Source organism: Microbacterium sp. Nx66 (assembly GCF_904066215.1).
Classification (GTDB): Bacteria; Actinomycetota; Actinomycetes; order Actinomycetales; family Microbacteriaceae; genus Microbacterium; species Microbacterium meiriae.
Genome location: NZ_LR880474.1, coordinates 752,720 through 776,327 on the forward strand (window position 1 = coordinate 752,720; position 23,608 = coordinate 776,327).

The 23,608-nt window shown below is 70.0% G+C and carries 28 protein-coding genes; 17 read left to right on the forward strand and 11 right to left on the reverse strand.

Going from position 1 to position 23,608, the window contains the following annotated elements; genetic code table 11:
- Positions 1-151 precede the first annotated feature (151 nt).
- The 4 genes from MICNX66_RS03510 to MICNX66_RS03525 are packed head-to-tail and all read right to left on the reverse strand — an operon-like array spanning position 152 to position 4,654.
- Positions 152-1,744, reverse strand: a complete 1,593-nt coding sequence (locus tag MICNX66_RS03510; RefSeq protein ID WP_187663310.1) for a hypothetical protein — start codon at positions 1,742-1,744, stop codon at positions 152-154.
- Positions 1,726-2,502, reverse strand: coding sequence for an ABC transporter ATP-binding protein (locus tag MICNX66_RS03515; protein WP_187663311.1), 777 nt, complete (start codon positions 2,500-2,502; stop codon positions 1,726-1,728). Before MICNX66_RS03515 ends, MICNX66_RS03510 begins: the two co-directional genes overlap by 19 nt.
- Positions 2,503-2,559: 57 nt before the next feature.
- Positions 2,560-3,231 (reverse strand): potassium channel family protein, encoded by a 672-nt coding sequence (locus tag MICNX66_RS03520; protein ID WP_025104470.1) that lies wholly within the window; start codon positions 3,229-3,231, stop codon positions 2,560-2,562.
- On the reverse strand, positions 3,224-4,654 hold the full coding sequence (locus MICNX66_RS03525; RefSeq protein WP_187663312.1) for a TrkH family potassium uptake protein: 1,431 nt from the start codon (positions 4,652-4,654) through the stop codon (positions 3,224-3,226). Before MICNX66_RS03525 ends, MICNX66_RS03520 begins: the two co-directional genes overlap by 8 nt.
- Positions 4,655-4,758: 104 nt before the next feature.
- Here MICNX66_RS03525 and MICNX66_RS03530 point away from each other — a divergent pair, with 104 nt between their 5' ends.
- From MICNX66_RS03530 to MICNX66_RS03575, 10 genes are all read left to right on the forward strand, one after another.
- Positions 4,759-5,175, forward strand: coding sequence for an ArsR/SmtB family transcription factor (locus MICNX66_RS03530; RefSeq protein WP_187663313.1), 417 nt, complete (start codon positions 4,759-4,761; stop codon positions 5,173-5,175).
- A 244-nt stretch (positions 5,176-5,419) separates the two neighbouring features.
- Positions 5,420-6,346 carry a cyclase family protein gene (locus MICNX66_RS03535; RefSeq protein WP_187663314.1) on the forward strand — a complete coding sequence of 309 codons (927 nt, stop codon included), beginning with the start codon at positions 5,420-5,422 and terminating at the stop codon, positions 6,344-6,346.
- A 75-nt stretch (positions 6,347-6,421) separates the two neighbouring features.
- Positions 6,422-6,613, forward strand: a complete 192-nt coding sequence (locus tag MICNX66_RS03540) for a helix-turn-helix domain-containing protein (RefSeq protein WP_025104463.1) — start codon at positions 6,422-6,424, stop codon at positions 6,611-6,613.
- Positions 6,614-6,727: 114 nt separating this feature from the next.
- Positions 6,728-6,826 carry a 30S ribosomal protein bS22 gene (locus MICNX66_RS03545; protein WP_003792170.1) on the forward strand — a complete coding sequence of 33 codons (99 nt, stop codon included), beginning with the start codon at positions 6,728-6,730 and terminating at the stop codon, positions 6,824-6,826.
- Between the two features lie 79 nt (positions 6,827-6,905).
- Positions 6,906-7,208 carry a rhodanese-like domain-containing protein gene (locus MICNX66_RS03550; RefSeq protein ID WP_187663315.1) on the forward strand — a complete coding sequence of 101 codons (303 nt, stop codon included), beginning with the start codon at positions 6,906-6,908 and terminating at the stop codon, positions 7,206-7,208.
- Positions 7,205-7,501, forward strand: a complete 297-nt coding sequence (locus MICNX66_RS03555; RefSeq protein ID WP_025104461.1) for a glutaredoxin family protein — start codon at positions 7,205-7,207, stop codon at positions 7,499-7,501. Before MICNX66_RS03550 ends, MICNX66_RS03555 begins: the two co-directional genes overlap by 4 nt.
- Entirely contained in the window at positions 7,498-7,800 is a 303-nt protein-coding gene (locus MICNX66_RS03560; protein WP_187663316.1) for a Dabb family protein, read from the forward strand. The genes MICNX66_RS03555 and MICNX66_RS03560 overlap by 4 nt, the downstream gene beginning before the upstream one ends.
- A 143-nt stretch (positions 7,801-7,943) precedes the next feature.
- Positions 7,944-8,756 (forward strand): basic amino acid ABC transporter substrate-binding protein, encoded by an 813-nt coding sequence (locus MICNX66_RS03565; RefSeq protein ID WP_187663317.1) that lies wholly within the window; start codon positions 7,944-7,946, stop codon positions 8,754-8,756.
- 34 nt (positions 8,757-8,790) lie between these two features.
- Complete coding sequence (locus tag MICNX66_RS03570; protein WP_187663318.1) at positions 8,791-9,588, forward strand: amino acid ABC transporter permease; 798 nt, start codon at positions 8,791-8,793, stop codon at positions 9,586-9,588.
- Positions 9,585-10,340, forward strand: coding sequence for an amino acid ABC transporter ATP-binding protein (locus tag MICNX66_RS03575; RefSeq protein WP_187663319.1), 756 nt, complete (start codon positions 9,585-9,587; stop codon positions 10,338-10,340). Before MICNX66_RS03570 ends, MICNX66_RS03575 begins: the two co-directional genes overlap by 4 nt.
- Positions 10,341-10,363: 23 nt before the next feature.
- On the opposite strand, the gene MICNX66_RS03580 is transcribed toward MICNX66_RS03575, so the two are convergent.
- The 5 genes from MICNX66_RS03580 to MICNX66_RS03600 all read right to left on the reverse strand — a co-directional run bounded on the left by MICNX66_RS03580 (position 10,364) and on the right by MICNX66_RS03600 (position 14,965).
- The gene (locus MICNX66_RS03580; RefSeq protein WP_187663320.1) at positions 10,364-11,455 is read right to left on the reverse strand and encodes an ABC transporter ATP-binding protein; all 1,092 of its coding nucleotides are present in this window, start codon (positions 11,453-11,455) and stop codon (positions 10,364-10,366) included.
- Positions 11,452-12,243 carry an ABC transporter permease gene (locus MICNX66_RS03585; protein ID WP_187663321.1) on the reverse strand — a complete coding sequence of 264 codons (792 nt, stop codon included), beginning with the start codon at positions 12,241-12,243 and terminating at the stop codon, positions 11,452-11,454. The genes MICNX66_RS03580 and MICNX66_RS03585 overlap by 4 nt, the downstream gene beginning before the upstream one ends.
- Positions 12,240-13,178, reverse strand: a complete 939-nt coding sequence (locus MICNX66_RS03590) for an ABC transporter permease (RefSeq protein WP_232089180.1) — start codon at positions 13,176-13,178, stop codon at positions 12,240-12,242. Before MICNX66_RS03590 ends, MICNX66_RS03585 begins: the two co-directional genes overlap by 4 nt.
- Positions 13,175-14,314 carry an ABC transporter substrate-binding protein gene (locus MICNX66_RS03595; RefSeq protein ID WP_187663323.1) on the reverse strand — a complete coding sequence of 380 codons (1,140 nt, stop codon included), beginning with the start codon at positions 14,312-14,314 and terminating at the stop codon, positions 13,175-13,177. Before MICNX66_RS03595 ends, MICNX66_RS03590 begins: the two co-directional genes overlap by 4 nt.
- A 135-nt stretch (positions 14,315-14,449) precedes the next feature.
- Positions 14,450-14,965 carry a GNAT family N-acetyltransferase gene (locus tag MICNX66_RS03600; RefSeq protein ID WP_187663324.1) on the reverse strand — a complete coding sequence of 172 codons (516 nt, stop codon included), beginning with the start codon at positions 14,963-14,965 and terminating at the stop codon, positions 14,450-14,452.
- A 107-nt stretch (positions 14,966-15,072) separates the two neighbouring features.
- On the opposite strand from MICNX66_RS03600, the gene MICNX66_RS03605 reads away from it, so the two are divergent.
- Positions 15,073-15,846, forward strand: coding sequence for a sulfite exporter TauE/SafE family protein (locus MICNX66_RS03605; protein WP_187664096.1), 774 nt, complete (start codon positions 15,073-15,075; stop codon positions 15,844-15,846).
- 107 nt (positions 15,847-15,953) lie between these two features.
- Here MICNX66_RS03605 and aspS read toward each other — a convergent pair whose 3' ends face one another.
- Positions 15,954-17,732, reverse strand: a complete 1,779-nt coding sequence (gene aspS, locus MICNX66_RS03610; protein ID WP_187663325.1) for an aspartate--tRNA ligase — start codon at positions 17,730-17,732, stop codon at positions 15,954-15,956.
- A gap of 131 nt (positions 17,733-17,863) precedes the next feature.
- Here aspS and MICNX66_RS03615 point away from each other — a divergent pair, with 131 nt between their 5' ends.
- Complete coding sequence (locus MICNX66_RS03615) at positions 17,864-18,253, forward strand: DUF5684 domain-containing protein (RefSeq protein WP_187663326.1); 390 nt, start codon at positions 17,864-17,866, stop codon at positions 18,251-18,253.
- Position 18,254: 1 nt separating this feature from the next.
- Positions 18,255-18,896, forward strand: a complete 642-nt coding sequence (locus MICNX66_RS03620; RefSeq protein ID WP_187663327.1) for a histidine phosphatase family protein — start codon at positions 18,255-18,257, stop codon at positions 18,894-18,896.
- A 66-nt stretch (positions 18,897-18,962) separates the two neighbouring features.
- Here MICNX66_RS03620 and MICNX66_RS03625 read toward each other — a convergent pair whose 3' ends face one another.
- On the reverse strand, positions 18,963-19,856 hold the full coding sequence (locus MICNX66_RS03625) for an NAD(P)/FAD-dependent oxidoreductase (RefSeq protein ID WP_187663328.1): 894 nt from the start codon (positions 19,854-19,856) through the stop codon (positions 18,963-18,965).
- Positions 19,857-19,911: 55 nt separating this feature from the next.
- Between MICNX66_RS03625 and MICNX66_RS03630 the strand changes: the two genes are divergently transcribed.
- From MICNX66_RS03630 to resB, 4 genes are read left to right on the forward strand one after another with little or no spacing between them, the layout of a single operon-like run.
- Positions 19,912-20,316 carry a MerR family transcriptional regulator gene (locus MICNX66_RS03630; protein ID WP_187663329.1) on the forward strand — a complete coding sequence of 135 codons (405 nt, stop codon included), beginning with the start codon at positions 19,912-19,914 and terminating at the stop codon, positions 20,314-20,316.
- Between the two features lie 55 nt (positions 20,317-20,371).
- Entirely contained in the window at positions 20,372-21,022 is a 651-nt protein-coding gene (locus MICNX66_RS03635; protein ID WP_187663330.1) for a TlpA family protein disulfide reductase, read from the forward strand.
- Positions 21,023-21,038: 16 nt separating this feature from the next.
- Positions 21,039-21,803: a cytochrome c biogenesis CcdA family protein gene (locus MICNX66_RS03640; protein ID WP_187663331.1), complete on the forward strand. Its 765-nt coding sequence runs from the start codon at positions 21,039-21,041 to the stop codon at positions 21,801-21,803.
- 16 nt (positions 21,804-21,819) lie between these two features.
- A complete protein-coding gene (resB, locus tag MICNX66_RS03645; RefSeq protein WP_187663332.1) occupies positions 21,820-23,601 on the forward strand; it encodes a cytochrome c biogenesis protein ResB in 1,782 nt (593 codons plus the stop codon).
- The last annotated feature ends 7 nt before the right edge of the window (positions 23,602-23,608 follow it).

Here is a 23,608-nt window from a genome sequence, read left to right on the forward strand (position 1 = left end):
TCAGGCAGCCAGCACTCCTGGAGCCTGAACCCGCGCGAGGGCCTGTTGTGGCGAGGGCGGCGGGGAGCAGGCGACCACGGGAGTTCAGGCGGCCAGTGTTCCTGGAGCCTGAGCTCGCGCGAGTGCCTGTTGCGGGCGAGGTGTCGTGCGGCTACGCGTCGCTGGCGACCTCGGTGAGCACCTCGGGCCAGCGCCGTTGCAGGACGCGACCGCCGAGCACCGTGCCGCCCCAGAGGGCCGCGCCCCCGAGGACGACGGCGGCCGCGAGGCTCGCCCAGCCCAGGGGCGGGATCCAGATCGACGCGATCGTGAAGCCGAGGGCGGGGCCGCCGAGCAGCAACGTGATCGGCGACATGATGAGCATCGCCAGGAAGGACTGCGCGCCGCCGGAGGACCCGCGTCCGAACGGGTTGGCCTCGGGTGCCGGAGCCCGTCCTGGCAGGAACGCCCCCACCCAGGACCCCGCTCCCGCCGACACTGCCATGAGCCCGAGAGCGGCGCCCAGGCTGCCCGGAAGCAGATCCGCACGCCCGGCCAGCAGGCAGCTCGCGACGCAGAGGAGGACCGTGATCGGCACCGCGATCAGCGCGAACCCGAGCAGCCGTCCGACGCGGTCGGCCGCGCCGCTCACCCCGGTGAGGATGTGCAGCGCGACGGCGTCGTTGTCGTAGGCGATCGCCATCTGCACGATGCTCCCGGCGAGGAGGGCGTTGATCGCCGGAATGAGGGTGATCGCGGGCGCGAAGCCGGCACTGTCCTGCTGCATTCCGTTCATGAGCGCGAGTCCGAGGAAGATCGCCGGGAGCAGCAGGAGCATCACGATGTTGACGACCTGACGCGGATCGCGGCGGAAGTAACGGAGCGTCCGTCCCGCGATGGCACCGACGGGGCCCGCGGGGAGCAGGCGGTCGAGCAGGCCGCCCGAGCGCACGCGTCCGCCGCCGCTCGACTGCAGCGGCGCGACCAGGCGCGCATCGAGCATCCGGCGCGCGGCGACCCAGAAGACGACGAGGGTGCCGGCGGCGACGAGCAGTCGCAGGAGGGCGGTGAGCACGTCGCCCTGTGCCACCGCGGCCGGGACCCCGAACACGGCCGCCACCGGCGTCCACGCGGCGATCTCGGCGACCGTCGTGAAGGCGCCGCCGACGTCGCGCACGGTCGACAGTGCCTGCAGCCCGATGTTCAGGAGGAGGCCGGAGGAGGCCAGCAGCACGACGCCGAGGGTGAGGACGAGGTCTCGCGTCCGCCGACGGGCGAGCCACCCCGCGAGCAGACCGCTGACGACGCGGGCGCCGAGGACGCAGGTCGCGAGGGCCACCGGGACCATGAGCACCGCGACGAGGAGGGCCGGAACGCTGACCGACCATCCCACGAGCATCAGCAGCAGGGCCAGGGCGGTGCCGATGCCGCCGATCGTCGTCATCCCCGCCACGACCAGTCCGGGGAGGAGAGAACGGGCGGTCACCGGGAGCAGGGCGAAGCGCTCAGGTGCCAGCGAGTCGTCCGCACTGACCAGGATCGACCCGATCCACCACCCGAGCACGATGACGGCGCCGGTGAGCACCATCGCGGTCACGGCGGCGTCGGGAGCTCCCACCCGCAGGGCGATCAGCCCGACGGTGAGCAGCCCGAGCATGCTCAGCGCGATGAGACCCACGATCGCGAGGGTCACGATCATCCAGGGGTTGCGCCTGAGCTGATGTCCGAGCTGTCGCAGCCGCAGGCCTACGAGGAGCGCAACCACGCGAGCGTCTCCGTTCCGAGGTCGTGCGCGCCCACGAGGGTGAGGAAGCGCTCCTGCAGCGTGAGCCCGGCGCGCACCTCGTCGAGCGCACCGTGTGCCAGCAGGCGGCCCTCGGCGACGATGGCGACGCGGTCGCACAGCGACTCGACGAGCTCCATGACGTGGCTGGAGAGGACGACCGTGCCGCCGCCGTCCACGAAGGAGCGGAGGATCTGCCGGATCGTCTGTCCGGAGACCGGGTCGACCGCCTCGAGCGGTTCGTCGAGGATCAGCAGCCGCGGCGCGTGGATGAGCGCGCAGGCCAGGCCGATCTTCTTCTTCATGCCGGCCGAGTAGTCGACGACGAGCGTGTCGCGGGCCTCCGTCAGGCCGAGCGCGTCGAGCAGCTCACCGGAGCGGGAGACGACCTGCGCCTCCGGCATCCCGCGCAGCAGGCCGGTGTACCGCAGCAGCTCGGCGCCGGTGAGGCGGTCGAGCATCCGGATGCCGTCAGGGAGCACCCCCATCCGCGCCTTCGCGGCGGCAGGGTCCTGCCAGACGTCGGCGCCGAGCACCCAGGCGGTCCCGGCGTCCGGGCGCAGGAGCCCCGTGGTCATGGCGAGCGTCGTCGTCTTGCCCGCACCGTTCGGGCCGAGCAGCCCGAGCATCGAGCCTGCGGGGACGTCCAGGGACAGCGCGTCGACGGCGACCTTCTGCCCGAACTGCTTGCGGAGCCCGCGGAGGGCGAGGACGGGCGGTGCGGGGGCGTGATCGCTCATGCCCCCATCCCACCACGGCGGCCGTGGCGGGCGCATCCGCCGTGGGGAGGACCCGGTTCAGCGGTCGAGGGCGGCGAAGCGCTCGATGTCGCTGTTCGTCCCGGAGACGATGATGAGGTCGTGGTTGGTCACGATCGTGTTGGCCTCGGCGTACCGGAACGGCTTGCCAGGGCTCTTCACGCCGACGACCGTGACCTTGTACTTCGAGCGCACACCGGATTCGTTCAGGCCGACGCCGCGGATGAACTTCGGCGGGTACATCTTGGCCAGGACGAAGTCGTCGTCGAAGCGGATGAAGTCGAGCATGCGCCCGCTCACGAGGTGGGCCACGCGCTCGCCGGCCTCGCGCTCGGGGTAGATGACGTGGTTGGCACCCACCCGGGCGAGGATCTTGCCGTGCGACTGGGAGACCGCCTTGGCCCAGATCTGCGGCACCTTGAGGTCGACGAGGTTGGCCGTGATGAGCACCGACGCCTCGATCGAGGAGCCGACGGCGACGACCGCGACCTGGAAGTCCTGGGCGCCGATCTGACGGAGCGCGTCGATGTTGCGGGCATCGGCCTGCACGGTGTGCGTGACGCGGTCCGACCACTTCTGCACGAGCTCGAGGTTGTCGTCGATCGCGAGCACCTCGCGGTCGAGGCGGTCGAGTTCGCCGGCGCAGGCGGCGCCGAACCGGCCGAGACCGATGACGAGGACGGGAGCGTCCCCCCGAAGGACTTCAACCAACGATCGGCCTTTCCACGGGCAGTGAGTAGTACTGCGTGCGCGATGTCGCGGCGACTGCCGCAGCGAGAGTCACTGTACCAACGCGGCCCATGAAGATCGTCGCGGCCATGACGTACGAGGCGGAATCCGGCAGCTCCCCGGTGAGGCCGGTGGAGAGCCCGACGGTGCCGAACGCGGAGATGACGTCGAAGAGCACGTGGCTGATGTCGGCCTTGGTGATCTGCGCGATCACGATGGTCGACAGGGCGACGATCGTGGCACCCCAGGCGACGACGCTGAGGGCGACGCGCTGCACGTCGCTGGGGATGCGGCGGCCGAACGCCTCGACGGACTGGCGGCCCTTCGCTTCGGACCAGACGGCGATCGCGAGGACCGCGAGCGTGGTCACCTTGATGCCGCCCGCCGTCGACGCGGACCCGCCGCCGACGAACATGAGCATGCTGGCAGCGAGCAGCGACGAGCCGTTGAGGTCGTCCATCTCGATGACGTTGAAGCCGCCGGAGCGGGTCATCGCGGAGAGGAAGAACGCCTGGAAGGTCGTGTCAGCGGCGTCCATCGAGCCGAAGGTCTTCGGGTTGTTGTACTCGAGGATCAGGAAGGCGGCGGCGCCCAGGATGAACAGCAGCACGGTGGTGACGATGGTCAGCTTCGAGTGCAGCGACCAGCGCTTGACGTGCCAGACGTGCTTCGCGAGCGTGTAGATCACCGGGAAGCCGATGCTCCCGAGGAACACGCCGACCATGAGGAGTGACAGCACGAGGTAGTCGTCGGCGAAGACGGCCACCCCGCCGTCGTTCGGCGCGAAGCCGGTGTTGGTGAAGGCCATCGCCGAGAAGTACGGGGCCTCCCAGAGCGCGGCGATCGGGTCCACCCCCGCCATCACCAGCGCCGGGTAGAGGAGGGCGGCGAGGGCCGCTTCGATGAAGAGGGCCGAGAGGGCGACCGTGGTGAGCAGCTGGCCCACCTCGCCCAGGCGCACCGTCTGGCTCTCGTTGACCACGCCGCCGTGCGCGCGGAGCGGATTCGTGTCGCCGGCCGCCATGAGCTTGGCCCGCAGGCCGAGGCGCTTCGAGATGAGCATCCCCATGAGGGAGGCGAGGGTCAGCACGCCGAGGGCGCCGATGTTGACGCCGATGAACACGACGACGTGGCCGAAGGGCGACCAGTGGTTGGCCATGTCGACGGTCGCGAGGCCCGTCACGCAGATCGTGGAGACGGCGGTGAACAACGCGTCGCTGAGCGGTGTCACCGTGCCGCTGGCGGAGGCGATCGGCAGCGAGAACAGCACCGTGAACACGAGGATCAGCAGCGCGAAGACGGCGATCGCGAACCGGGAGGGCGACGAGGTGATGAGGTGCTTCACCCGGCCGGCGGCTCCGGGGAGACCGGTGCGAGGAGACGACGCCGAAACGATGCCCGACATCGCTGCCCCCTTCTTCTGCGCCGTCCGTTCCCCGGCGGCAGCACGGCGCCTCTCGCCGAGCCTTCGTCATGGTACTCCGTGCCGGGGCGCACTACCCTGATCACATGACGGACATCTTCGACGTGATCGCAGACGGTACGAGGCGCGACATCCTCCAGCTCCTGCTCCGCCGCACGTCCGAAGGCGAGTCCGGCACGAGCGTGAGCCAGATCGTCGCCGACCTCGGCATCAGCCAGCCCACGGTCTCCAAGCACCTCAAGGTGCTCCGGGACGCCGAGCTGGTGACCGTCCGCGAAGACGGCCAGCGCCGTTTCTACAGCCTGTCCGTCGCGCCGCTCGAGGCCGTCGACGACTGGCTGGTCCCGTTCCTCGTCGACGCGTTCGGCGACACCGCGCCGGACATCGCATACCCGGGCGCTCCGATCCCCGACGGTGCTGCACACGCGGCCGAGGTCGTCGGGCGTGCAGCGGCATCCGCCAAGCACGTGGTCGCCAATGCGCTGAAGCGCCTCGGCGCCTGACCCGACGCCCCGCCCGGACGGAGAACCGCCCCCGACGGCAGGGGGGATGCCGTCGGGGGCGGTGTGCGGACCCCAGATCCGCGCGGACTCGGCAGGTGCCGGCACGGGTCCTGCACTCGACATTGGCAGGGCTGTCTGAGCGATCGGGCAATGCGGGCTATGCGCGGGCTGGACGTCGGCGTGCCGGTGGGGCAGGGCGGGGCCACGCATCGTTCCGGAGGAGCCCGTCGGGCAGGATGGGCACATGACGGACGAGTACCGCGCGCACTTCGACTTCGCGATCACCTTCGCCAACGGCGGCGGGCTGCAGGGACAGGGGTTCCGACTCGATCTGCCGCGGAAGGACATGACGGCCGAGGAGGTTTCGAGCCTGCTCGTGTCACACCTCGGCCTGACGCTCGTGGGCGGGGTCGAGCTCCGCGACCTGCAGATCGTCTCCGAGCCGCACCGAGGCAGTCGTGGCGTCGTGGCACCGGCTCCTGCAGATCGCGCCGACCGAGTCGTCGACCTGAGCCACCCGATCGCCGAGGGCATGGTCACGTATCCCGGGCTGCCCGCGCCGAGCATCACCCCGCACCTCACCCGCGCGGCCTCTCGCGAGCGCTACGCGCCGGGGACGGAGTTCGCGATGGACGTGATCACGATGATCGGCAACACGGGGACCTACCTCGACTCCCCGTTCCACCGCTATGCGGACGGCGCGGACCTGGCGGCGCTCGACCTCGACACCCTCGTGGATCTCCCCGCCGAGGTCTTCCACCTCCGCGACGCCTGGACGCCGGAGCGGCGGGGCATCAGGGCGGCGACGCTCGCCGATCGCGAGCTCCGCGGCAGCGCGGTGCTCCTGGACACCGGCTGGAGCCGGCTGTTCGGCACGCCCGATTACGGCACCGGCGCGCCCTTCCTCACCGAGGACGCCGCGCGATTCCTCGTCGACGCCGGGGTGCGCCTCGTCGGCATCGACGCGCTCAACATCGACGACACGGAGAGCGGAGGGGAGCGGCCCGCGCACAGCATCCTCCTCGCAGCGGGCGTGCACGTCGTCGAGCACCTCACGGCTCTCGATCGCCTCCCCGCACGCGGGGCGCGGTTCACCGCGGCCCCTCCGGCGATCCGCGGGTTCGGAACGTTCCCGGTCCGGGCGTTCGCGACCGTGCCGATATCTCACTGATCACAGCAGTCACGCGGGTTTACACGCGTCCCAACGACCCCATAGAGTGTGCTCATCGAGAAAGGGGTACGTGGGATGCCCGAGGTTCCAGACGTCCGATTCCTGACGGTGGCCGAAGTCGCCGAGCTCATGCGCGTGTCCAAGATGACCGTGTACCGGCTCGTGCACGCCGGTGACCTTCCCGCCATCCGGTTCGGACGGAGCTACCGCGTGCCGGAGTCCGCCGTCGCGGAGGCTCTGCAGCGGCCCATCGCCGACGCCGGCTGACGGAGGGCGCGGGGCACCCTCCTGAGTTTGCTAGGATGATCCGAGGCATTTTTCGTGCTCGTACCCGGGTGTCCGATTCCGGCGACACCCAGCCCCTGACTTAGTGAGGTTTCCGTGGGTTCTGTCATCAAGAAGCGCCGCAAGCGCATGGCGAAGAAGAAGCACCGCAAGCTGCTTCGCAAGACTCGCCACCAGCGCCGCAACAAGAAGTAAGCGGCCAGACACCGAGCGCCTGTCTTCGGACGGGCGCTTTGTGTCTCTGCGCGCCGTTCCGCACCGCCGAGAGGATGTCATGAAGTCGATCACCGTCGCCGAACTCGCCGAGCGCTCCGGCACGCCCCTCATCGATGTCCGGGAGGTGAACGAGTTCCAGGCAGGACACGTCCCCGGCGCCGTGAACATCCCGATGTCCGAGATCGGCAACCGCCTGGAAGAGCTTCCCGCGGAGTCGTTCGACGTGATCTGCCAGGCCGGCGGCCGCTCGGCCCGTGTGGTCGAAGCGCTCGAGGCCCGCGGCTACGACGCCACCAACGTCGAGGGCGGCACCGGCGAGTGGATCGCGCAGGGACGCGAGGTCGAGGTCCCGTCGTCGTGACGACGCTGACCCTCATCGGCAAGCCCGACTGCCATCTGTGCGCGGTGGCCTCCGAGGTCGTCGACGCGGTCGTCGCCGAGCTGCCGGATGCCGCCGCGGAGCGCATCCAGATCGTCGAGGCGTCGATCCAGGACGACCCCGCCCTGTACGAGCAGTGGTGGGAGAAGATCCCGGTCGTCCTCATCGACGGGCGACTGCACGCGCACTGGCGCGTGTCCCCCGACCGCCTGCGTGAGGCGCTGGAAGAGGCCGTCGACGCCGAGGCCCGCGCCGACCAGAAGGAGCTGCGATGACCATCCGCCATGTCGTGACCTGGAAGCTGGCCGCGGAGGACGCGGGGGAGCGGCAGGCCCGGGCGGCTGAGATCGCCCGGCGTCTGAACGCCCTCGACGGCGTCGTACCGCAGTTGCGCAGCATCTGGGCCGGCGCGAACGACGTGTACCCCGACGCCAACTGGGACGTCACCCTGGTCGCCGACTTCGACTCCGTCGCGGACCTGGAGCAGTATCAGGTGCACCCCGCGCACGAGGAGGTCGCCGGGTACATCCGCTCGGTCGTCGCCGGTCGCGTGGCGGTCGACGCCGAGGTCTGAGCGTCGAGGCTCGTCCCCGCGGCACCGAAACACAAACGTGATGCGGCGCGAGGGGATGTCATTGGTCACGCGACGAGCCGCATGTTTAGATGAACTCCTACCCGTCCGTGGGCGCACCCGCCCCCCGACTCTCAGGAGCCGACATGTCCCGTCGTAACCTCTTCGCCGGCCTCGCGATCGCGGCCACCGCCACCCTCGCGCTCGCCGGATGCGCCACCGGCTCCTCCGATGCGGGCAGCAGTGGCGAGCCCGCCGCGGGCGACGAGTACGGCCTCGTCGAGGCGGGCACGCTCACCGTCTGCTCCGACATCCCCTACCCGCCGTTCGAGTTCGAGGGTGACGACGGCGAGTACACCGGCTTCGACATCGACCTCCTCGGCGCGATCGCCGAGCAGCTCGACCTCGAGCTCTCGGTGCAGGATGTGGGCTTCGACGCGTTGCAGTCCGGCACGACCCTCGCCGCCGGTACCTGCGACGTCGGCGCCTCGGCCATGACGATCACCGACGAGCGCAAGGCCAACATCGACTTCTCGGACCCGTACTACGACTCGCTGCAGTCGCTCCTCGTGCGCACCGATTCCGGCATCACGTCCATCGACGACCTCGACGGCAAGAACGTCGGCGTGCAGCAGGGTACGACGGGTGAGGCCTACGCGACCGAGAACGCGAAGGGCGCGCAGCTCGTCCAGTACCCGTCGGACGGCGAGCTGTGGCCGGCCATCCAGGCGGGGCAGATCGACGCGATCCTGCAGGACCAGCCCGTCAACCTCGAGCACGAGAAGGCCGACTCCGCGTACGAGATCGTCGAGACCTACGAGACCGACGAGTCCTACGGCTTCGCGTTCGCGAAGGGTGAGAAGGACGAGCTCCTCGACGCCGTGAACGGTGCGCTCAAGGACCTGAGGGACAACGGCGAGTACCAGAAGATCTACGACCAGTACTTCACGGCGAACTGAGCCGGGGAACACGGAGGTCGGGAGGACCTTTACAATGGCGTTGAGGCGCACCACCAAACAGAAGCTCTACCGGTACACCGTCTATGCGGTGCTGATCGCGATCGCCGTCTGGGTCGCGTTCAGCACCGACTGGTCCCGGCTCGGGCAGCTCTTCTTCAACCCCGAGGTCGCAGCCAAGATGCTGCCGGGGATCATCACGACCGCGCTCGTCAACACGCTGTGGTTCACTGCGGTGGCGTTCGCCGGCGGCCTTCTCCTCGGCGTGATCCTCGCGCTGATGAAGCTGTCCGAGATCGGTCCGTTCCGGTGGATCGCGACCGTCTGGATCGAACTGTTCCGCGGGCTCCCCGCCCTGCTCACGATCTTCGCCATCGGGTTCATCGTGCCGATCGCGCTCGGCGTGCGGGCGCAGGAGCTCGGCGGTCCCGTGGTGCTCGGCCTGATCGGTCTCGTGCTCGTGGCGTCGGCGTACATGGCCGAGACCATCCGCGCGGGACTCCAGGCGGTGCCGAAGGGGCAGACCGAGGCCGCGCGATCGCTCGGCATGTCGCCCATGAAGACGACGTTCTGGATCGTCGTGCCGCAGGGCTTCCGCATCATCATCCCGCCGCTGACGAACGAGTTCGTGCTGCTGCTGAAGGACACGTCGCTGCTGTTCGTCGTCGGCACGTTCATCTGGTCGAAGGAACTCACGACCTTCGCCCGTGACGCCAGCACGCAGAACGCCAACGGAACGCCGCTGATCATGGCGGCGATCCTCTACCTGATCGTGACGATCCCGCTCACGCGTTTCAGCGCGTGGCTGGAGCGTCGGATGGCGAGGACACGATGAGCACCGACCTGATCGACGTGCAGGCCCCCGCGATCGCGATCCAGGACCTGCACAAGAGCTTCGGCGACAACGAGGTGCTCAAGGGCATCGACCTGACGGTGCTCGCCGGCGAGGTCGTCTGCGTGATCGGCCCGTCCGGGTCGGGCAAGTCGACGTTGCTCCGCTCCGTGAACCTCCTGGAGGAGCCCACAGGCGGCAAGGTGCTCATCGAGGGCATCGACATCACCGATCCCGACATCGACATCGACCGCGTGCGCACCCGCATCGGGATGGTGTTCCAGAGCTTCAACCTGTTCCCGCACCTCAGCGTGCTCGGCAACCTCACGATCGCGCAGCAGCGGGTGAAGAAACGCTCGAAGGCCGAAGCGGAGAAGGTGGCCCGCGCCATGCTCGAGCGCGTCGGGCTCGCGGAGAAGGCCGACGCGTACCCCGGGCACCTGTCCGGCGGACAGCAGCAGCGGGTGGCCATCGCGCGGGCGCTGTGCATGAACCCCGACATGATGCTGTTCGACGAGCCCACGTCGGCCCTCGACCCGGAGCTCGTCGGCGAGGTGCTGCAGGTGATGCGGTCGCTGGCCGACGAGGGCATGACGATGCTCGTCGTCACGCATGAGATGGGCTTCGCGCGCGAGGTCGGTTCGCGGCTGATCTTCATGGACGGCGGACAGATCGTCGAGGAGGGCGACCCCCGCGAGGTGCTGGCGAATCCGCAGCACCAGCGCACGAAGGACTTCCTCTCCCGCGTCCTGTAACTTCTCTCCGCCGGGGTCTCGGGTCAGCCGCGGGGACGCGCGACCACCGGGACAGGAGTCACCGCGATCCGGACGCGGTCGCCGAACGACGGGTGCACGGTGGGTGCGTGCTGCACGCGGACGAGCTCGCCCGACTCGGTGCGCACGAGGGTCCGCCGCATGCTGCCGAGGAACGTGCTCTCCTCCACGAGCGCATCGGTGGCGGCGTCCTCCGCGGAGGTGAAGCGCACGTTCTCCGGGCGGAGGTACACGTCGACGGGGCCATCGGCGGGGGTCTGCAAGGGAAGACGCTGCCCCCACACGACGACGTGATCGCCCTCGGCGACCCCGGACACGACGCTGGAGAGGCCCACGAACGCGGCGACCTCGGCGCTCGCGGGGGTGGTGTACAGCTCCTCCGGGGAGCCGATCTGCTCGATGCGACCCGCGTTCATGACCGCGATCCGGTCGGACACCGCGAGGGCCTCCTCCTGATCGTGCGTGACGAACACGGTCGTGATGCCGAGCCGCAGCTGAATGCGCCGGATCTCGTCACGGAGCTGCACGCGCACCTTCGCGTCGAGTGCCGACAGCGGCTCGTCGAGCAGCAGCACCCGAGGCTCCGTGACGAGGGCGCGAGCCAGGGCCACCCGCTGCTGCTGCCCGCCGGAGAGCTGATGCGGGAACCGGTCGGCCAGGTCGGCCAGACCCACGAGGGCGAGCGCGTCGAGGGCCCGTCGCGCCGCCTCACCCTTGCCGACACCCCGACGACGGAGCCCGAAGGCCGTGTTGTCGACGACGCGGAGGTGCGGGAACAGCGAGTACGACTGGAACACCATCCCGATGTCGCGCCGGTTGGTCGGCACACGCGAGACATCTCCGCCGCCGAGGAGGACGGTGCCCTCGTCGGCGCCCTCGAGTCCGGCGAGCACGCGGAGCAGGGTGGTCTTCCCGCAGCCGGACGGACCGAGCAGCGAGACGAACTCCCCGGGAGCGATGTCGAGGTCGACGCCGTGCAGCACCCTCGTGCCGCCGTAGCTCTTCACGATGCCCTGCAGCTCGACCCGCGTACCCTCGCCGGCCTGGGCGAGCAGCAGGTTGTCCTTGGTGCGCGGGAGCGCGTGATCGAGGGTCATGAGCGGGCCTTTCGCGGACCGCGGGCGACGCGGCCGATGAGCAGGAGCAGGAGGAAGACGAACAGCAGGGCGAGCAGCGTGAAGATCGCGGGCGCGAACGGGTCCTGCTTCTGCACCACGACCATCGCCGTCTGGAAGACCTGTCGGTTGAGCAGGGACGCGATCGTGAACTCCCCGAGAACCACCGCGATGGAGATCAGCGCGGCGGCGAGCAGTCCCTGTCGGAGGTTCGGCGCGAGGACGCGGAGCACGACCGTCGGCCACCCCGCCCCGAGCGAGCGTGCTGCCTCGGACAGCGTGCGCAGATCGGCGGCATCGATGGACGCCTGGATCGAGCGGAACGCGAAGGGGAGGACTGTGACGCCGTAGGCGAAGGCGAGGGTCCAGGTGCCGGTGCCGAGGGTCCGACCGATCTGCAGGTAGATCGGCGCGAGGCCCACCACGAGGACGATCGCGGGGATCGAGATCGGGAGGAGCGCGACGAACTCGAAGGCCGCCTTCAGTCTGGGGAAGCGCAGGTTCACGAGGATCATCGTGGGGGCCAGGAGGAACAGCACGATCGCCACGGTCACCACCGCGAGGACCAGCGAGTTGCCGAGCCCCGTCCAGATGGGCTTCAGACTCGCCGACGCCGCGGGGTCGACGAGGGCGGCCCAGTGCGCGAAGGAGAGGCCGTCCGTGCCGCGCAGCGTGAAGAGGAACGTCGACACGAGAGGCACAGCGAAGAACGCGCCGACCACGATGCCGATCACCGCACGGGTCGCGCGGGAGGGGGCGAGGCCGTTCATGCCTGCCACCGCGCGGCACGTCGCTGGATGACCGAGTACAGCGCCATCACGATGCCGACCACGACGATCATGCCGAGGGCGAGAGCGCCCGCGAGATTCTCCCGGCCGAGCAGGGTCTCGCTCGTGAGCGCCGTGCGGATCTGCAGCGGGACGATCTGCGAGCCCTGACTCGCGAGCGCCGCGGCCGTGGCGTAGGAGGAGAACGCGTTCGCGAAGAGCAGCAGCAGGCTCGCGAGGAACGACGGCGCCAGCACCGGGAGGCCGATCCGCAGCCAGAAGCTCGCCCTGCTGCCCCCGAGGGTGAGGTTCGCCTCGACCCACTGCGGCTTCAAGGCGGCGAGGGCGGGGAGGAAGGTGATGACCATGAGCGGCACCTGGAAGTAGATGTACGGGAGGATGAGGCCGGGCAGCTCGTACAGCCAGGTGCCCTCGGCGAAGATATCGATGCCGAACGTGTCGCGGAGGAAGACGGTGACCACGCCCTGGATGCCGATCATGGCGATGAAGGCGAAGGCGAGCATGACGCCGCCGAACTGCGCGAGGACCCCGGCGGCCGCGTCCACGGATCGCCGCACGACGCCGTCCGGGTTCATGCCGAGCAACGCATAGGAGACCAGGGCGCCGACGGTGGCGCCGACCGCCGCGGTGAGCAGGGAGAGCCCCGCCGAGTTCGCGAAGGTCGTGAGCACGACGGGGTCGCCGAGGGCGGCGACGTTCGTCCAGGTGAAAGCGCCGTCGCCGTCGAAGAACCCGGAGCCGATCGCGAGCACGGTGGGCAGGGCGAGGAACAGCAGCACGTAGGCGGCGAAGGGCACGAGCCCCAGCCACGCCGGGGACGGCGCAGACCGCCGGGCCCGCGCGTGCGACGCGGGTCCGGCGGCGGTGACGGGGGCGGGCGCCGCGGCATCCACCCCCGGTGCGACGAGAGAGGTCACTGGACCGCCGCTGCCCACTTCTCGCCGAGCAGCGTGCCGGCGTTCTCGGACTGCTCCTCGGTCGGCACGACGGTCTCCTCCGGAGCCTCCGGGAGAGCCGCCGCGAGCTTCTCGTCGATCGTGCCCGCCTCGGTCATCGCCTCCATGCGCACCGGACGGGCGCCGCCCTTCAGCCACAGGTTCTGCACCTCGTCGCTGTAGAGGAACTCCTGCCACAGACGCGCGGCCGCCGGGTTCGGCGCGTCGACGTTGATGGCCTGGTTGTAGTAGCCCGCGTAGCCGGTGCCGTCGAAGACCTCGACCTTCCAGTTCGGGTTGTCGGCCGTGTGCGCGGCGTTCAGGTAGTCCCAGTCGAAGACGACCGGGGTCTCGCCGCTGGCGACGGTCGCGGTCGTGACGTCGACCTTGAGCAGGTTCCCGGCCTTCTGCAGGTCGGCGAAGAAGTCGATGCCCGGCTGGAAGTCGTCGAGCGTGCCGTCCGACTGCACCGTCGCCAGGCCCACGGCGGCGAAGGCGGCGCCGGCCTGCGTCGGGTCGCCGTTGATGGCCACGGCACCCTTGTAGTCGGCGGAGAGCAGGTCGGACAGCTCGGCCGGCGCCTCGAACTTCGAGGAGTCGTAGCCGATCGACATGTACCCGCCGTAGTCGCCGACGAAGAGGCCGGTGGGCTCCTTCAGCTCGTCGGGGATGTCGTCCCAGGTCTGGACCTTGTAAGGAGCGAAGGCATCGGTGTTCTGCAGAGCGACGGTGAGGCCGAGGTCGAAGACGTCGGGGGCGGTGTCGAGGCCCTTGTTCGTCTCGGCGGCCTGGATCTCCTCGGCGCTGGAGACGTCGGGCGACGCCTCGTTGATGGTGATCTCGGGGTACTTCTCGGCGAAGAGGTCGAGGATCTCGCCGTAGTTCGCCCAGTCGCGCGGGAGGGCGATGACGTTGAGCTGACCCTCCTCCTTCGCGGCGGCCTCGAGGTCGGCGAACGAGCCGAAGTCCTCGACCGACGTCGCGCTCGCCGCGTCCACGGCGTCGTCGCCGGCGGCCGGGGCGTCGGTCGCCGAGGCGCAGGAGGTCAGTGCGATGACGGCCGTGGTGGCCAGGGCGATGCCGGCGCCGATGCGTGCGCGGCGGATGGAGCGTGCCATGAGTGTCCTCTCGGTGTCCGGCGTTGCACGCCGGTGTCGGGTTGCGAGAGGACACTATGAGCCCGAGGTAGCCGCGGGGAGCGGCGCGGGTGAACGGTCGGTGTCGGGCGGGTGGCGCAGGGATGCGCCGGGGGATCAGTCGTGCCGGACCGTGTACTTGAAGCCGCGGTGCGAGCCCACGTAGCCGAGGCGCTCGTAGAACCGGTGTGCGTCGGTGCGGGCGGCGTCAGAGGTGAGCTGCACCATGGCCGCGCCGAGGGCGGGCGCCGCGGCATCGCCGACCCACCGCATGACCGCGGAGCCGATGCCGGACGAGCGGAGGTCGCTGCGCACCCGGACCGCCTCGACGAGCAGCCGCCGGGCGCCGCGGCGTGCCATGCCCGGGATCGACGTGAGCTGGAGGGTGCCGACCACCGCGCCGTCGAGCTCGACCACGAGGAGGTCGTTGGAGGGATCGGCCAGGATCTCGCGGAGGCCGCGCTCGTACGCCGGGCGGTCCTCGTCGGAGGCCACGTCGCCGCGGGCGGCGCTGATCGGGTCGTCGGCGAGCAGCGCGATGACGGCGTCGGCGTCGGCCTCGCTCGCTCTCCGGAGCACAGCGTCCCCGCTCCTCGACGCGAACGGGTGCGGCAGCGGGAGAGCGGGAAGCATGACCCCAGTCTGCCAGCGGCGCGGTTGCGTGACGGTGCCCGCGGGTCTGGAATCATGGCGGGGTGGATATCGGCAGCCTCCTCGGACTCGAGCAGCTCACCTGGGGGATGCTGATCCTCATCATCGTGGCGGCGTTCAGTGCCGGGTGGATCGACGCGGTCGTCGGCGGCGGAGGACTGCTGCAGCTTCCGGCACTGCTCCTCATCCCCGGCATCGCCCCGGTCCAGGCGCTCGCGACGAACAAGCTCGCCTCCGTGTTCGGGACCGCGACCAGCAGCATCACCTACTACCGCCGTGCCAAGCCCGACCTCCGCACGGCCCTGCCGATGGCGGTGATCGCGTTGATCGGCTCGTTCGGCGGCGCGGCGGTCGCGACGGTGCTGCCCCCGGCCGCCTTCAAGCCCATCATCGTGATCGCGCTGCTGGCGGTCGCCCTGTTCACGGCGCTCCGTCCCCAGCTCGGGGCGGCGACGCAGCTGCGCTTCCACGGGCACAAGCACCACATCATGGCCGGGCTGGCCGGGCTCGGCATCGGGTTCTACGACGGGATGATCGGTCCGGGGACGGGCACCTTCCTCGTGATCACCCTCGTCGCGCTGCTGGGGTACGACTTCCTGCAGGCGAGCGCGAAGGCCAAGATCGTGAATCTCGCGACGAACGCGGGGGCGCTGCTCCTCTTCATCCCGCACGGCTCGGTGCTGTGGCTGCTCGGGGGCATCCTCGCGGTCGCGAACGTCGCCGGCAGCTACCTGGGCTCGCGGATGGCCATCTCCCGCGGCACGACCTTCATCCGCGTGGTGTTCCTCGTCGTGGTGGTGGCTCTCATCGCGAAGCTCGGTGTCGACGTGTGGAACGAGAACCTCGCCCCCCTCTTCGCCTAGCCCCCCCTTCTTCTTCTTGTTCGCCGAGACCCCGGGTACGCGACGAGACCCCGGGCTGCCAGCGGCAGTGTCCCGGGGTCTCGGCGATAAGACGGGGTGTCGGCGGGTCAGGCCTCGTCCTCGGGGGTGAAGTCGACGCCGGCCTCGGCGCGCTGCTCCGGGGTGATCGGAGCGGGAGCGGAGGTGAGGGGATCGAAGCCGTTGCCGGACTTCGGGAAGGCGATGACGTCGCGGATCGACTCGGTCTTGGTCAGGTGCTGGAGCACGCGGTCCATGCCGAGCGCGATGCCGCCGTGCGGGGGAGCGCCGAACTTGAACGCGTCGAGGAGGAAGCCGAACTGCTCCTGCGCCACCTCGTCGCTGATGCCCATGACCTCGAAGACCCGCTTCTGGATGTCCTCGCGGTGGATGCGGATGGACCCGCCGCCGAGCTCCGAGCCGTTGCACACGATGTCGTACGCGTAGGCGAGGGCCGATCCGGGGTCGCTGTCGAACGTGTCCTCGAACTCGGGCTTCGGGCCCGTGAACGCGTGGTGCACGGCCGTCCAGGCGCCCGCACCCACGGCCACGTCTCCGGAGGCGACCGCATCCGCGGCCGGCTCGAACATCGGGGCGTCGACGACCCACGTGAAGGCGAACTCGTCCGGGTTCAGGTACCCGAGGCGACGGCCGATCTCGACCCGTGCGGCGCCGAGCAGCGCCCGGCTCTCCTTGGTGGCACCGGCGGCGAAGAACACGCAGTCGCCCGGCTCGGCGCCGACGAACTCCGCCAGTCCCGCCTGCTCGGCCTCGGACAGGTTCTTCGCGGCAGGGCCGCCCAGGGTGCCGTCCTCGTTGAACAGCACGTAGGCGAGACCGCGCGCGCCGCGCTGCTTGGCCCAGTCCTGCCACGCGTCGAGCTGCTTGCGCGGCTGGCTCGCACCGCCGGGCATGCGCACCGCGCCGACGTACTCCGCCTGGAACACGCGGAACGGGGTGTCCGTGAAGTACTCGGTCGCCTCGACGAGCTCGAGCCCGAAGCGGAGGTCGGGCTTGTCGGAGCCGTACTTCGCCATGGCATCGGCGTACGTCATACGCGGCAGCGGGGTCTGCACCTCGACGCCGATCGTCTTCCACATCGCCACGATGAGCGACTCCATGAGGGCGATCACGTCCTCCTGGTCGACGAAGCTCATCTCGATGTCGAGCTGCGTGAACTCGGGCTGACGGTCGGCGCGGAAGTCCTCGTCGCGGTAGCAGCGGGCGATCTGGAAGTACTTCTCCACACCGCCGACCATGAGCAGCTGCTTGAAGAGCTGCGGGGACTGCGGCAGGGCGTACCAGCTGCCCGGGTGCAGACGGGCCGGGACGACGAAGTCGCGGGCGCCCTCCGGCGTGGAACGGGTGAGGGTCGGGGTCTCGACCTCGGTGAAGTCCTCGGCGTGCAGGACGTCGCGGATCGCCTTGTAGACGTCGGACCGCAGGCGCAGCGCGGAGGCGGCGGCCGGGCGGCGGAGGTCGAGGTAGCGATATTTGAGGCGTGCCTCCTCGCCGACGGTCTCGGTGTCGGCCAGAGCGGTCGAGACCTGGAACGGCAGCGGCGCCGACTCGTTCAGCACCTCGACCTCGGCCGCGATGACCTCGATCTCGCCGGACGGCAGGTTCGGGTTCGCGTTCCCCTCGGGGCGACGCGACACCTCCCCGGTGACCTTGAGGACGAACTCGTTGCGCAGCGGGTGGGCGATCTCCTCGTCGCGGATGACGACCTGGGCGATGCCCGACGCGTCCCGCAGATCGATGAAAGCGACGCCTCCGTGGTCACGACGACGATCGACCCACCCGGTGAGGGTGACGGTCTGACCGATGTTCTCGGCGCGCAGGGAGCCTGCGGAGTGGGTGCGCAGCACGGAGGATTCCTCCTGATCCGGGGAAAGATGAACCCGCCCAGTCTACGCGGGCGTCCCGGCCCTTCCCGGCCGGGTCGCCTGCGCGGAGCAGCGGCACCTCAGTAGGATCGCCACGACGAAAGGCGCACCCCATGAACCTCTCCATCTCGGACGGCAACGGCCTTCCCGACCTGTTCGGCGCGATCTTCTCCGGCACGACAGGGCTCATCGCCCTCATCTTCTACATCCTCGTCGTGGTCGGGCTGTGGAAGGTCTTCACGAAGGCGGGGTACCCCGGAATCCTCGCGATCATCCCGATCGTGAATGTCGTGTTCCTCGTGAAGATCGCCGGGATGTCGGGCTGGTTCGCCCTGCTCTACCTCGTGCCGATCGCGAACTTCATCCTCGGGGTCATCGTCGCATTCAAGCTCGGCGCGCGCTTCGGCAAGGGCGGGGTGTTCTCCTTCTTCCTGTTGTTCCTCTTCCCCTACATCGGCTATCTGGTCCTCGGCTTCGGCGAGTCCCGCTACCGCGAGGTCTGACGTGGCGGCATCACTTCTGCACCTCGTTCGCCACGGTGAGGTGCACAACCCGTCCCGCGTGCTCTACGGACGGTTGCCCGATTATCACCTCAGCACCGCGGGGGAGGAGATGGCGCAGGCGGCGGCGGAGCATGTGGTCGGGCTCGGCGATCCGGTGACCGCGCTGTTCGCGTCGCCTCTGGAGCGCGCGCAGGAGTCGGCCGCCCCCTTCGCGGAGGTGTTCGACCTCGAACCCGAGACGGACATCCGCCTGATCGAGCCGACGAACGTGTTCGAGGGCACCCGGATGCGGCGGTCGCTGATGAATCCGGTGAACTGGTGGCACCTGCGCCAGCCGTCGCTGCCGAGCTGGGGGGAGCCGTACGCCTCGATCGCGGAGCGCATGCTCGGCGTGATGGACGAGGCATGGACGGCCGCGGCCGAGATCCCGACCGCGGGGGACATCGTCATGGTGTCGCATCAGGCGCCGATCTGGATCACGCACCTCCGCGTGGCCGGCCTCCCGCTGCAGCATGACCCGCGGACTCGCCGTTGCGCCCTGTCGAGTGTGACCTCGTTCGCGCGCGTCGGCGACGTCTGGCGCGAGGTCTCGTATGCCGAGCCCGCCGCGACCGGCGGTGCTGTCGACGTAGGGGCCGTCTGACCCCCGTTCGAATCGCCTGAATGGCCCCATCCGGCCCGGAGATGGGACCGATCGGGCGATTCGACGTCAGAGGGACTGGAGCACCCCCACCGCGGCGAGCTGTCCCGCGGCGGCGGCGAGCAGGACCGAGGCCATCGGGCCGGGGAGGGTCGCGCGATGGGCGAGGTCGCCCGCCGCGAAGACCCCAGGACGCGACGTCCTCCCGAACTCATCGATCTCGATGGACCCCGACTCCAGCATCCGCAGCCCGAGGTCGGCGGCGAAGGGCGCCCGGTGTCGCATCGTGCCGGAGGCCACGAACACGCCCGCGACGTCGAGGTCGCCCTCGGCGCTGCGCACCCGCACCCCGTCTCCGTGCGCGGCGACAGCCTCGACCGGAGCGGAGGCCACCCGCACCCCGAGCTCCTCCAGCGCGGTACGGTCCTCCGCGGCGAACGGCTCTCCCACCGGGACCACCGTGATCTCGCCGACGATCCGGCCGAGCAACCCGATCAGATGGGCTGCCCGGGGTGCCGCGCCGAGGATCGCGATCGGCTTCCCGGCGTGCTCGTGTCCGTCGCAGAACGGGCAGCTGAAGACCCGGACGCCCCACAGCTCGGCGAGACCCCGCACCGGCGGGAGATCGTCCGCGACGCCGGTCGCCAGGATCACCCGTCGTGCGTCGGTCATCGACCCGTCGGCGAGGCTCACCGAGAACCCCGTCTCCGCGTCGCCGGAGATCCGTTGCGCCGCGACGTCCCGCACCTCGACGTCCGCATAGGCCGCGAGCTCGGCCCGGGCCTGGGCGCGGAGGTCCGCCGGGGCCCTCCCATCGGCACCGATCATGTTGTGCATGTGCTGCACGGTGCCATTGCGGTACTCGCCGGAGTCCAGCAGGAGCACCGGTCGATGCATCCGTCCGAGGGTGAGCGCCGCCTGGAGTCCGGCGGGGCCGGCACCGATCACGATCGCGTCGTACATGGGGGTTCCCTTCTCGCGTCTTGCGTTCGGCACCAGTCTGTGACTTCATGTCAACATGAAGTCAAGCGACCTGCATCCCTGGTCCGTCGGCGAGGTCGCCGCGCGTTTCGACTTGCCGACGAACGTCCTGCGGCACTGGGAGACGGTCGGCCTGCTGCGGCCACCCCGGGACGCGGCGGGCCGGCGTCGCTACGGCGAGGACGAGGTCGTGCGCATCGCCGTCATCCAGCGCAGCAAGGCCGCCGGCATGAGCCTCGACCAGATCGCCGTGCTCCTCGACGACGGCAGCGCGGGCCGACATCAGGTGCTGCAGCAGCATCTCGACGACCTCGACAGGCGGATGGAGGAGATGCGGCGATCCCGGGAAATGACGGAGCACGCCATGGGGTGCCGAGCGCACGACATCGCGACCTGTCCGCGGTTCCGCGCCGGGGTGGACGACGTGCTCGCGCGCTTCTGACTCCCCCCGGGGGTACCCGGCCGATGCATAGGAAGCTCTGCGTAAACTCGGAGACGTGTCCCGCGCTTCCAGGATTCACCCGATCCGCAACGGCCGCCCCTCCCGTCTTCGGCCCCTCGGCCGCCTGGGCGGAGCCGCGCTCGCTGCGGTGCTCGCCGTCGGTCTGAGCGCCTGCGCCCCCGACGCTGTGAGCGAGTCGTTCCTGAGCGGCGAGAACACCGGGTACGTCGCCGCCGACGGCGCGATCGTCGAGATCCCCGTCGCCGAGCGTGGCGAGCCGGTCGAGTTCGCCGGAGTCACGGAGCACGGCGAGGACTTCGACAGTGCCGACATCGCAGGACAGGTCGCGGTCGTCAACTTCTGGTACGCCGGCTGCGCCCCGTGCCGCGTGGAGGCCCCCGACCTGGAGGCGGTCTGGCAGGAGCACAGCGACGCGGACGTGCAGTTCATCGGCATCAACACGCGGGATCAGGCCGACACCGCGGCCGCGTTCGCCGACGAGTTCGGGATCACGTACCCGAGCCTCATCGACGTCGACACCGCCGAAGCCAAGCTCGCCTTCGCGAAGGTCGTGCCGATCTCGGCGACCCCCACCACGCTCGTGCTCGACAAGCAGGGGCGCGTCGCCGCGAAGATCATCGGTCCGATCGACGGCACCTCCGTCCTCTCCACGCTCGTCAAGGACGCGCTCGCGGAGGACTCCTGATGTCCACGAGGTCGTCGTGAATCCGGGGACGATCATCGACTCCGGGGCCCTCTGGCTGGCGATCCCGGTGGCCATGGTCGCGGGCCTCGTCTCCTTCCTCTCACCGTGCGTGCTCCCGCTCGTGCCGGGCTACCTCGGCTTCCTCGGTGGAGCCGTGGCGCCGCGGGGATCGTCGACCACCGGCAGCACCACCCAGACCGCCACCCGAAGCCGCCTCGTGCTCGGTGTGCTGCTGTTCATCCTCGGCTTCACCGTGGTGTTCATCCTCTACACGGTGCTCGGCGGCACTGCTGGCGTGTTCCTGCTCCAGTGGGGCGACCTCATCACCCGCATCCTCGGCGTCGTCATCATCGCGATGGGCCTGGTCTTCCTCGGGCTCTTCGGGTTCGCGCAGAAGGAGCTCCGCTTCCACGTCGACTCGAAGGCCGGGATGGTCGGTGCCCCGCTCCTCGGCATCGCGCTCGGCATCGGCTGGGCGCCCTGCATGGGCCCCACGCTCGCCGCCATCCTCGCGCTCTCCTTCAACGCGGGCGACCCCGTGCGCGCGGGCTTCCTCGGCCTCGCGTACTCCCTCGGCCTCGGCATCCCGTTCCTGCTCGTGGCGCTCGGCTTCGGCTGGGCGACCAAGGCCATCGGGTTCCTGCGCCGCCACATCCGGGTCGTGAACATCCTCGGCGGCGTGCTGCTGATCCTGCTCGGCGTCCTGATGGTCACCGGCCTGTGGACCGACATCATGTCCCGGCTGACGGCGGTGATCGGCAGTGTCGACCTCCCGCTCTGACCGCTCCGAGACGACCATGACGAAGAACAAGAGTGCCGTGACCAACGACTCCAGCGATCCGCTCCGCCCGTCCGATCACGTCGACGGCGACGACACGATCACCCAGCCGCGCCTCGGATTCGTCGGCTGGCTGCGGTGGGGGTGGCGTCAGCTCACCTCCATGCGCACGGCGCTCGTCCTGCTGCTCGTGCTGGCGATCGCGGCCATCCCCGGGTCGATCTTCCCGCAGCGGATGGCCGACCCGAACGGCGTGACGCAGTGGGAGCGCGACAACCCCGATCTGTTCCCGGTGCTCGACGGGCTCAAGCTCTTCGACGTGTACCTGTCGCCCTGGTTCTCGGCGATCTACCTGCTGCTGTTCACCTCGCTCGTCGGCTGCGTCATCCCGCGCATCAAGCACCACGCCAAGGCGCTGCAGGCCCGCCCGCCGCGCACGCCCGCGCGACTGCGACGCCTGGAGGACTACCGCGCCGTCACCCGCGACACGGTCGCCGACTCCGGCACCCGCACCGGAGACGCCGCCGCGGAGGCCGCCGCCTCGATCGACGTCGCCACGAAGCAGCTCAAGGCGCTCGGCTACCGCGTGGAGCGCTATGACCGGGGGCGCACGTACTCGGTGTCGGCCGAGCGCGGCTACTGGCGGGAGACGGGTAATCTGCTCTTCCACCTCGCCCTCGTTGGCGTGCTCGTGACGATCGGCGTCGGCGGCGGCTTCGCCTACACGGGGCAGCGCGTGCTCGTCGAGGGGGAGACCTTCGCCAACACGCTGCTCGACTACGACTCCATGAACCGTGGGCGCTTCGTGGCCGACGACTCCTTCGCGCCGTACTCGATGCGGCTCGACTCCTTCGACGTCACGTATCAGCCGTTCGGCGAGCCCGGCTCCGGCCAGGCCGGGAACTTCTCCGCGAACATGACCATCCAGGAGAACGGCGAGGAGCGCGAGGGCGCCGTCAAGGTCAACGAGCCCCTGGGCGTGGCCGACGACGACGTGTTCCTGCTCGGCAACGGGTACGCCCCGACGGTGACGGTGCGCGACCCCGAGGGCAACGTGGTGTTCCACAACAGCACGCCCTTCCTCCCGCAGGACAACAACATGACCTCGCTCGGCGTGCTCAAGGTCCCGGACGGCCTGGCCGAGCAGGTGGGCCTCGTCGGCTTCTTCTACCCGACCACGGGCGTGCTCGACACGGGCGCCTTCTTCTCGGCGTACCCCGACCTCACGAACCCGACGCTCACGCTCGACGTGTACACGGGTGACCTCGGGATCAACGACGGCGTGCCGCGCTCGGTCTACGTGCTCGACACCTCCGACATGACCAAGCTCACCGGACGCAGCACCGACGTCGAGTCGATCGAGCTGTCCCCGGGTGAGACCGCGCAGCTGCCGAACGGCCTCGGCTCGGTGACCTTCGACGACGAGTCGCCGGAGGGCGCCACCGACACCTCGGAGTCCGTCAAGCGCTTCGCCTCCCTGCAGATCCATCGCGACGAGTCCGGGGTGTTCGTGCTCGGGTTCGCGCTGCTCGCCCTCGGCGGCCTCATGCTCGCCCTGTTCGTGCCGCGTCGGCGCGTGTGGGTGAAGGCCACCGCGGCGGACGGCGCGGTCGACCTCGAGTACGCGGCCCTGGCCCGAGGGGAAGACCCCACGCTCGCCCGCGCCGTGGACGACCTCCGTGCCGGGCACGCCCGGCTGCTCGACGCCGCGGGCAGCACGGCCGCCCGTACCCCTGAAGACGCCGACGAGGATGCCGCGGACGCCGCCGCGGACCCTGCGGCCCCGGCACCCGGAAAGTAGACTGACA

Coding starts and splice junctions, on each gene's coding strand:
- resB (WP_187663332.1), top strand. CDS start 21,820: ATGACGAAGAACAAGAGTGCCGTGACCAACGACTCCAGCGATCCGCTC.
- MICNX66_RS03570 (WP_187663318.1), top strand. CDS start 8,791: ATGGCGTTGAGGCGCACCACCAAACAGAAGCTCTACCGGTACACCGTC.
- MICNX66_RS03595 (WP_187663323.1), bottom strand. CDS start 14,314: ATGGCACGCTCCATCCGCCGCGCACGCATCGGCGCCGGCATCGCCCTG.
- MICNX66_RS03535 (WP_187663314.1), top strand. CDS start 5,420: ATGACGGACGAGTACCGCGCGCACTTCGACTTCGCGATCACCTTCGCC.
- MICNX66_RS03540 (WP_025104463.1), top strand. CDS start 6,422: ATGCCCGAGGTTCCAGACGTCCGATTCCTGACGGTGGCCGAAGTCGCC.
- MICNX66_RS03630 (WP_187663329.1), top strand. CDS start 19,912: ATGAAGTCAAGCGACCTGCATCCCTGGTCCGTCGGCGAGGTCGCCGCG.
- MICNX66_RS03565 (WP_187663317.1), top strand. CDS start 7,944: ATGTCCCGTCGTAACCTCTTCGCCGGCCTCGCGATCGCGGCCACCGCC.
- MICNX66_RS03530 (WP_187663313.1), top strand. CDS start 4,759: ATGACGGACATCTTCGACGTGATCGCAGACGGTACGAGGCGCGACATC.
- MICNX66_RS03525 (WP_187663312.1), bottom strand. CDS start 4,654: ATGTCGGGCATCGTTTCGGCGTCGTCTCCTCGCACCGGTCTCCCCGGA.
- MICNX66_RS03550 (WP_187663315.1), top strand. CDS start 6,906: ATGAAGTCGATCACCGTCGCCGAACTCGCCGAGCGCTCCGGCACGCCC.
- MICNX66_RS03560 (WP_187663316.1), top strand. CDS start 7,498: ATGACCATCCGCCATGTCGTGACCTGGAAGCTGGCCGCGGAGGACGCG.
- MICNX66_RS03575 (WP_187663319.1), top strand. CDS start 9,585: ATGAGCACCGACCTGATCGACGTGCAGGCCCCCGCGATCGCGATCCAG.
- MICNX66_RS03600 (WP_187663324.1), bottom strand. CDS start 14,965: ATGCTTCCCGCTCTCCCGCTGCCGCACCCGTTCGCGTCGAGGAGCGGG.
- MICNX66_RS03515 (WP_187663311.1), bottom strand. CDS start 2,502: ATGAGCGATCACGCCCCCGCACCGCCCGTCCTCGCCCTCCGCGGGCTC.
- MICNX66_RS03585 (WP_187663321.1), bottom strand. CDS start 12,243: ATGAACGGCCTCGCCCCCTCCCGCGCGACCCGTGCGGTGATCGGCATC.
- MICNX66_RS03605 (WP_187664096.1), top strand. CDS start 15,073: ATGCTGATCCTCATCATCGTGGCGGCGTTCAGTGCCGGGTGGATCGAC.
- MICNX66_RS03625 (WP_187663328.1), bottom strand. CDS start 19,856: ATGTACGACGCGATCGTGATCGGTGCCGGCCCCGCCGGACTCCAGGCG.
- MICNX66_RS03580 (WP_187663320.1), bottom strand. CDS start 11,455: ATGACCCTCGATCACGCGCTCCCGCGCACCAAGGACAACCTGCTGCTC.
- MICNX66_RS03615 (WP_187663326.1), top strand. CDS start 17,864: ATGAACCTCTCCATCTCGGACGGCAACGGCCTTCCCGACCTGTTCGGC.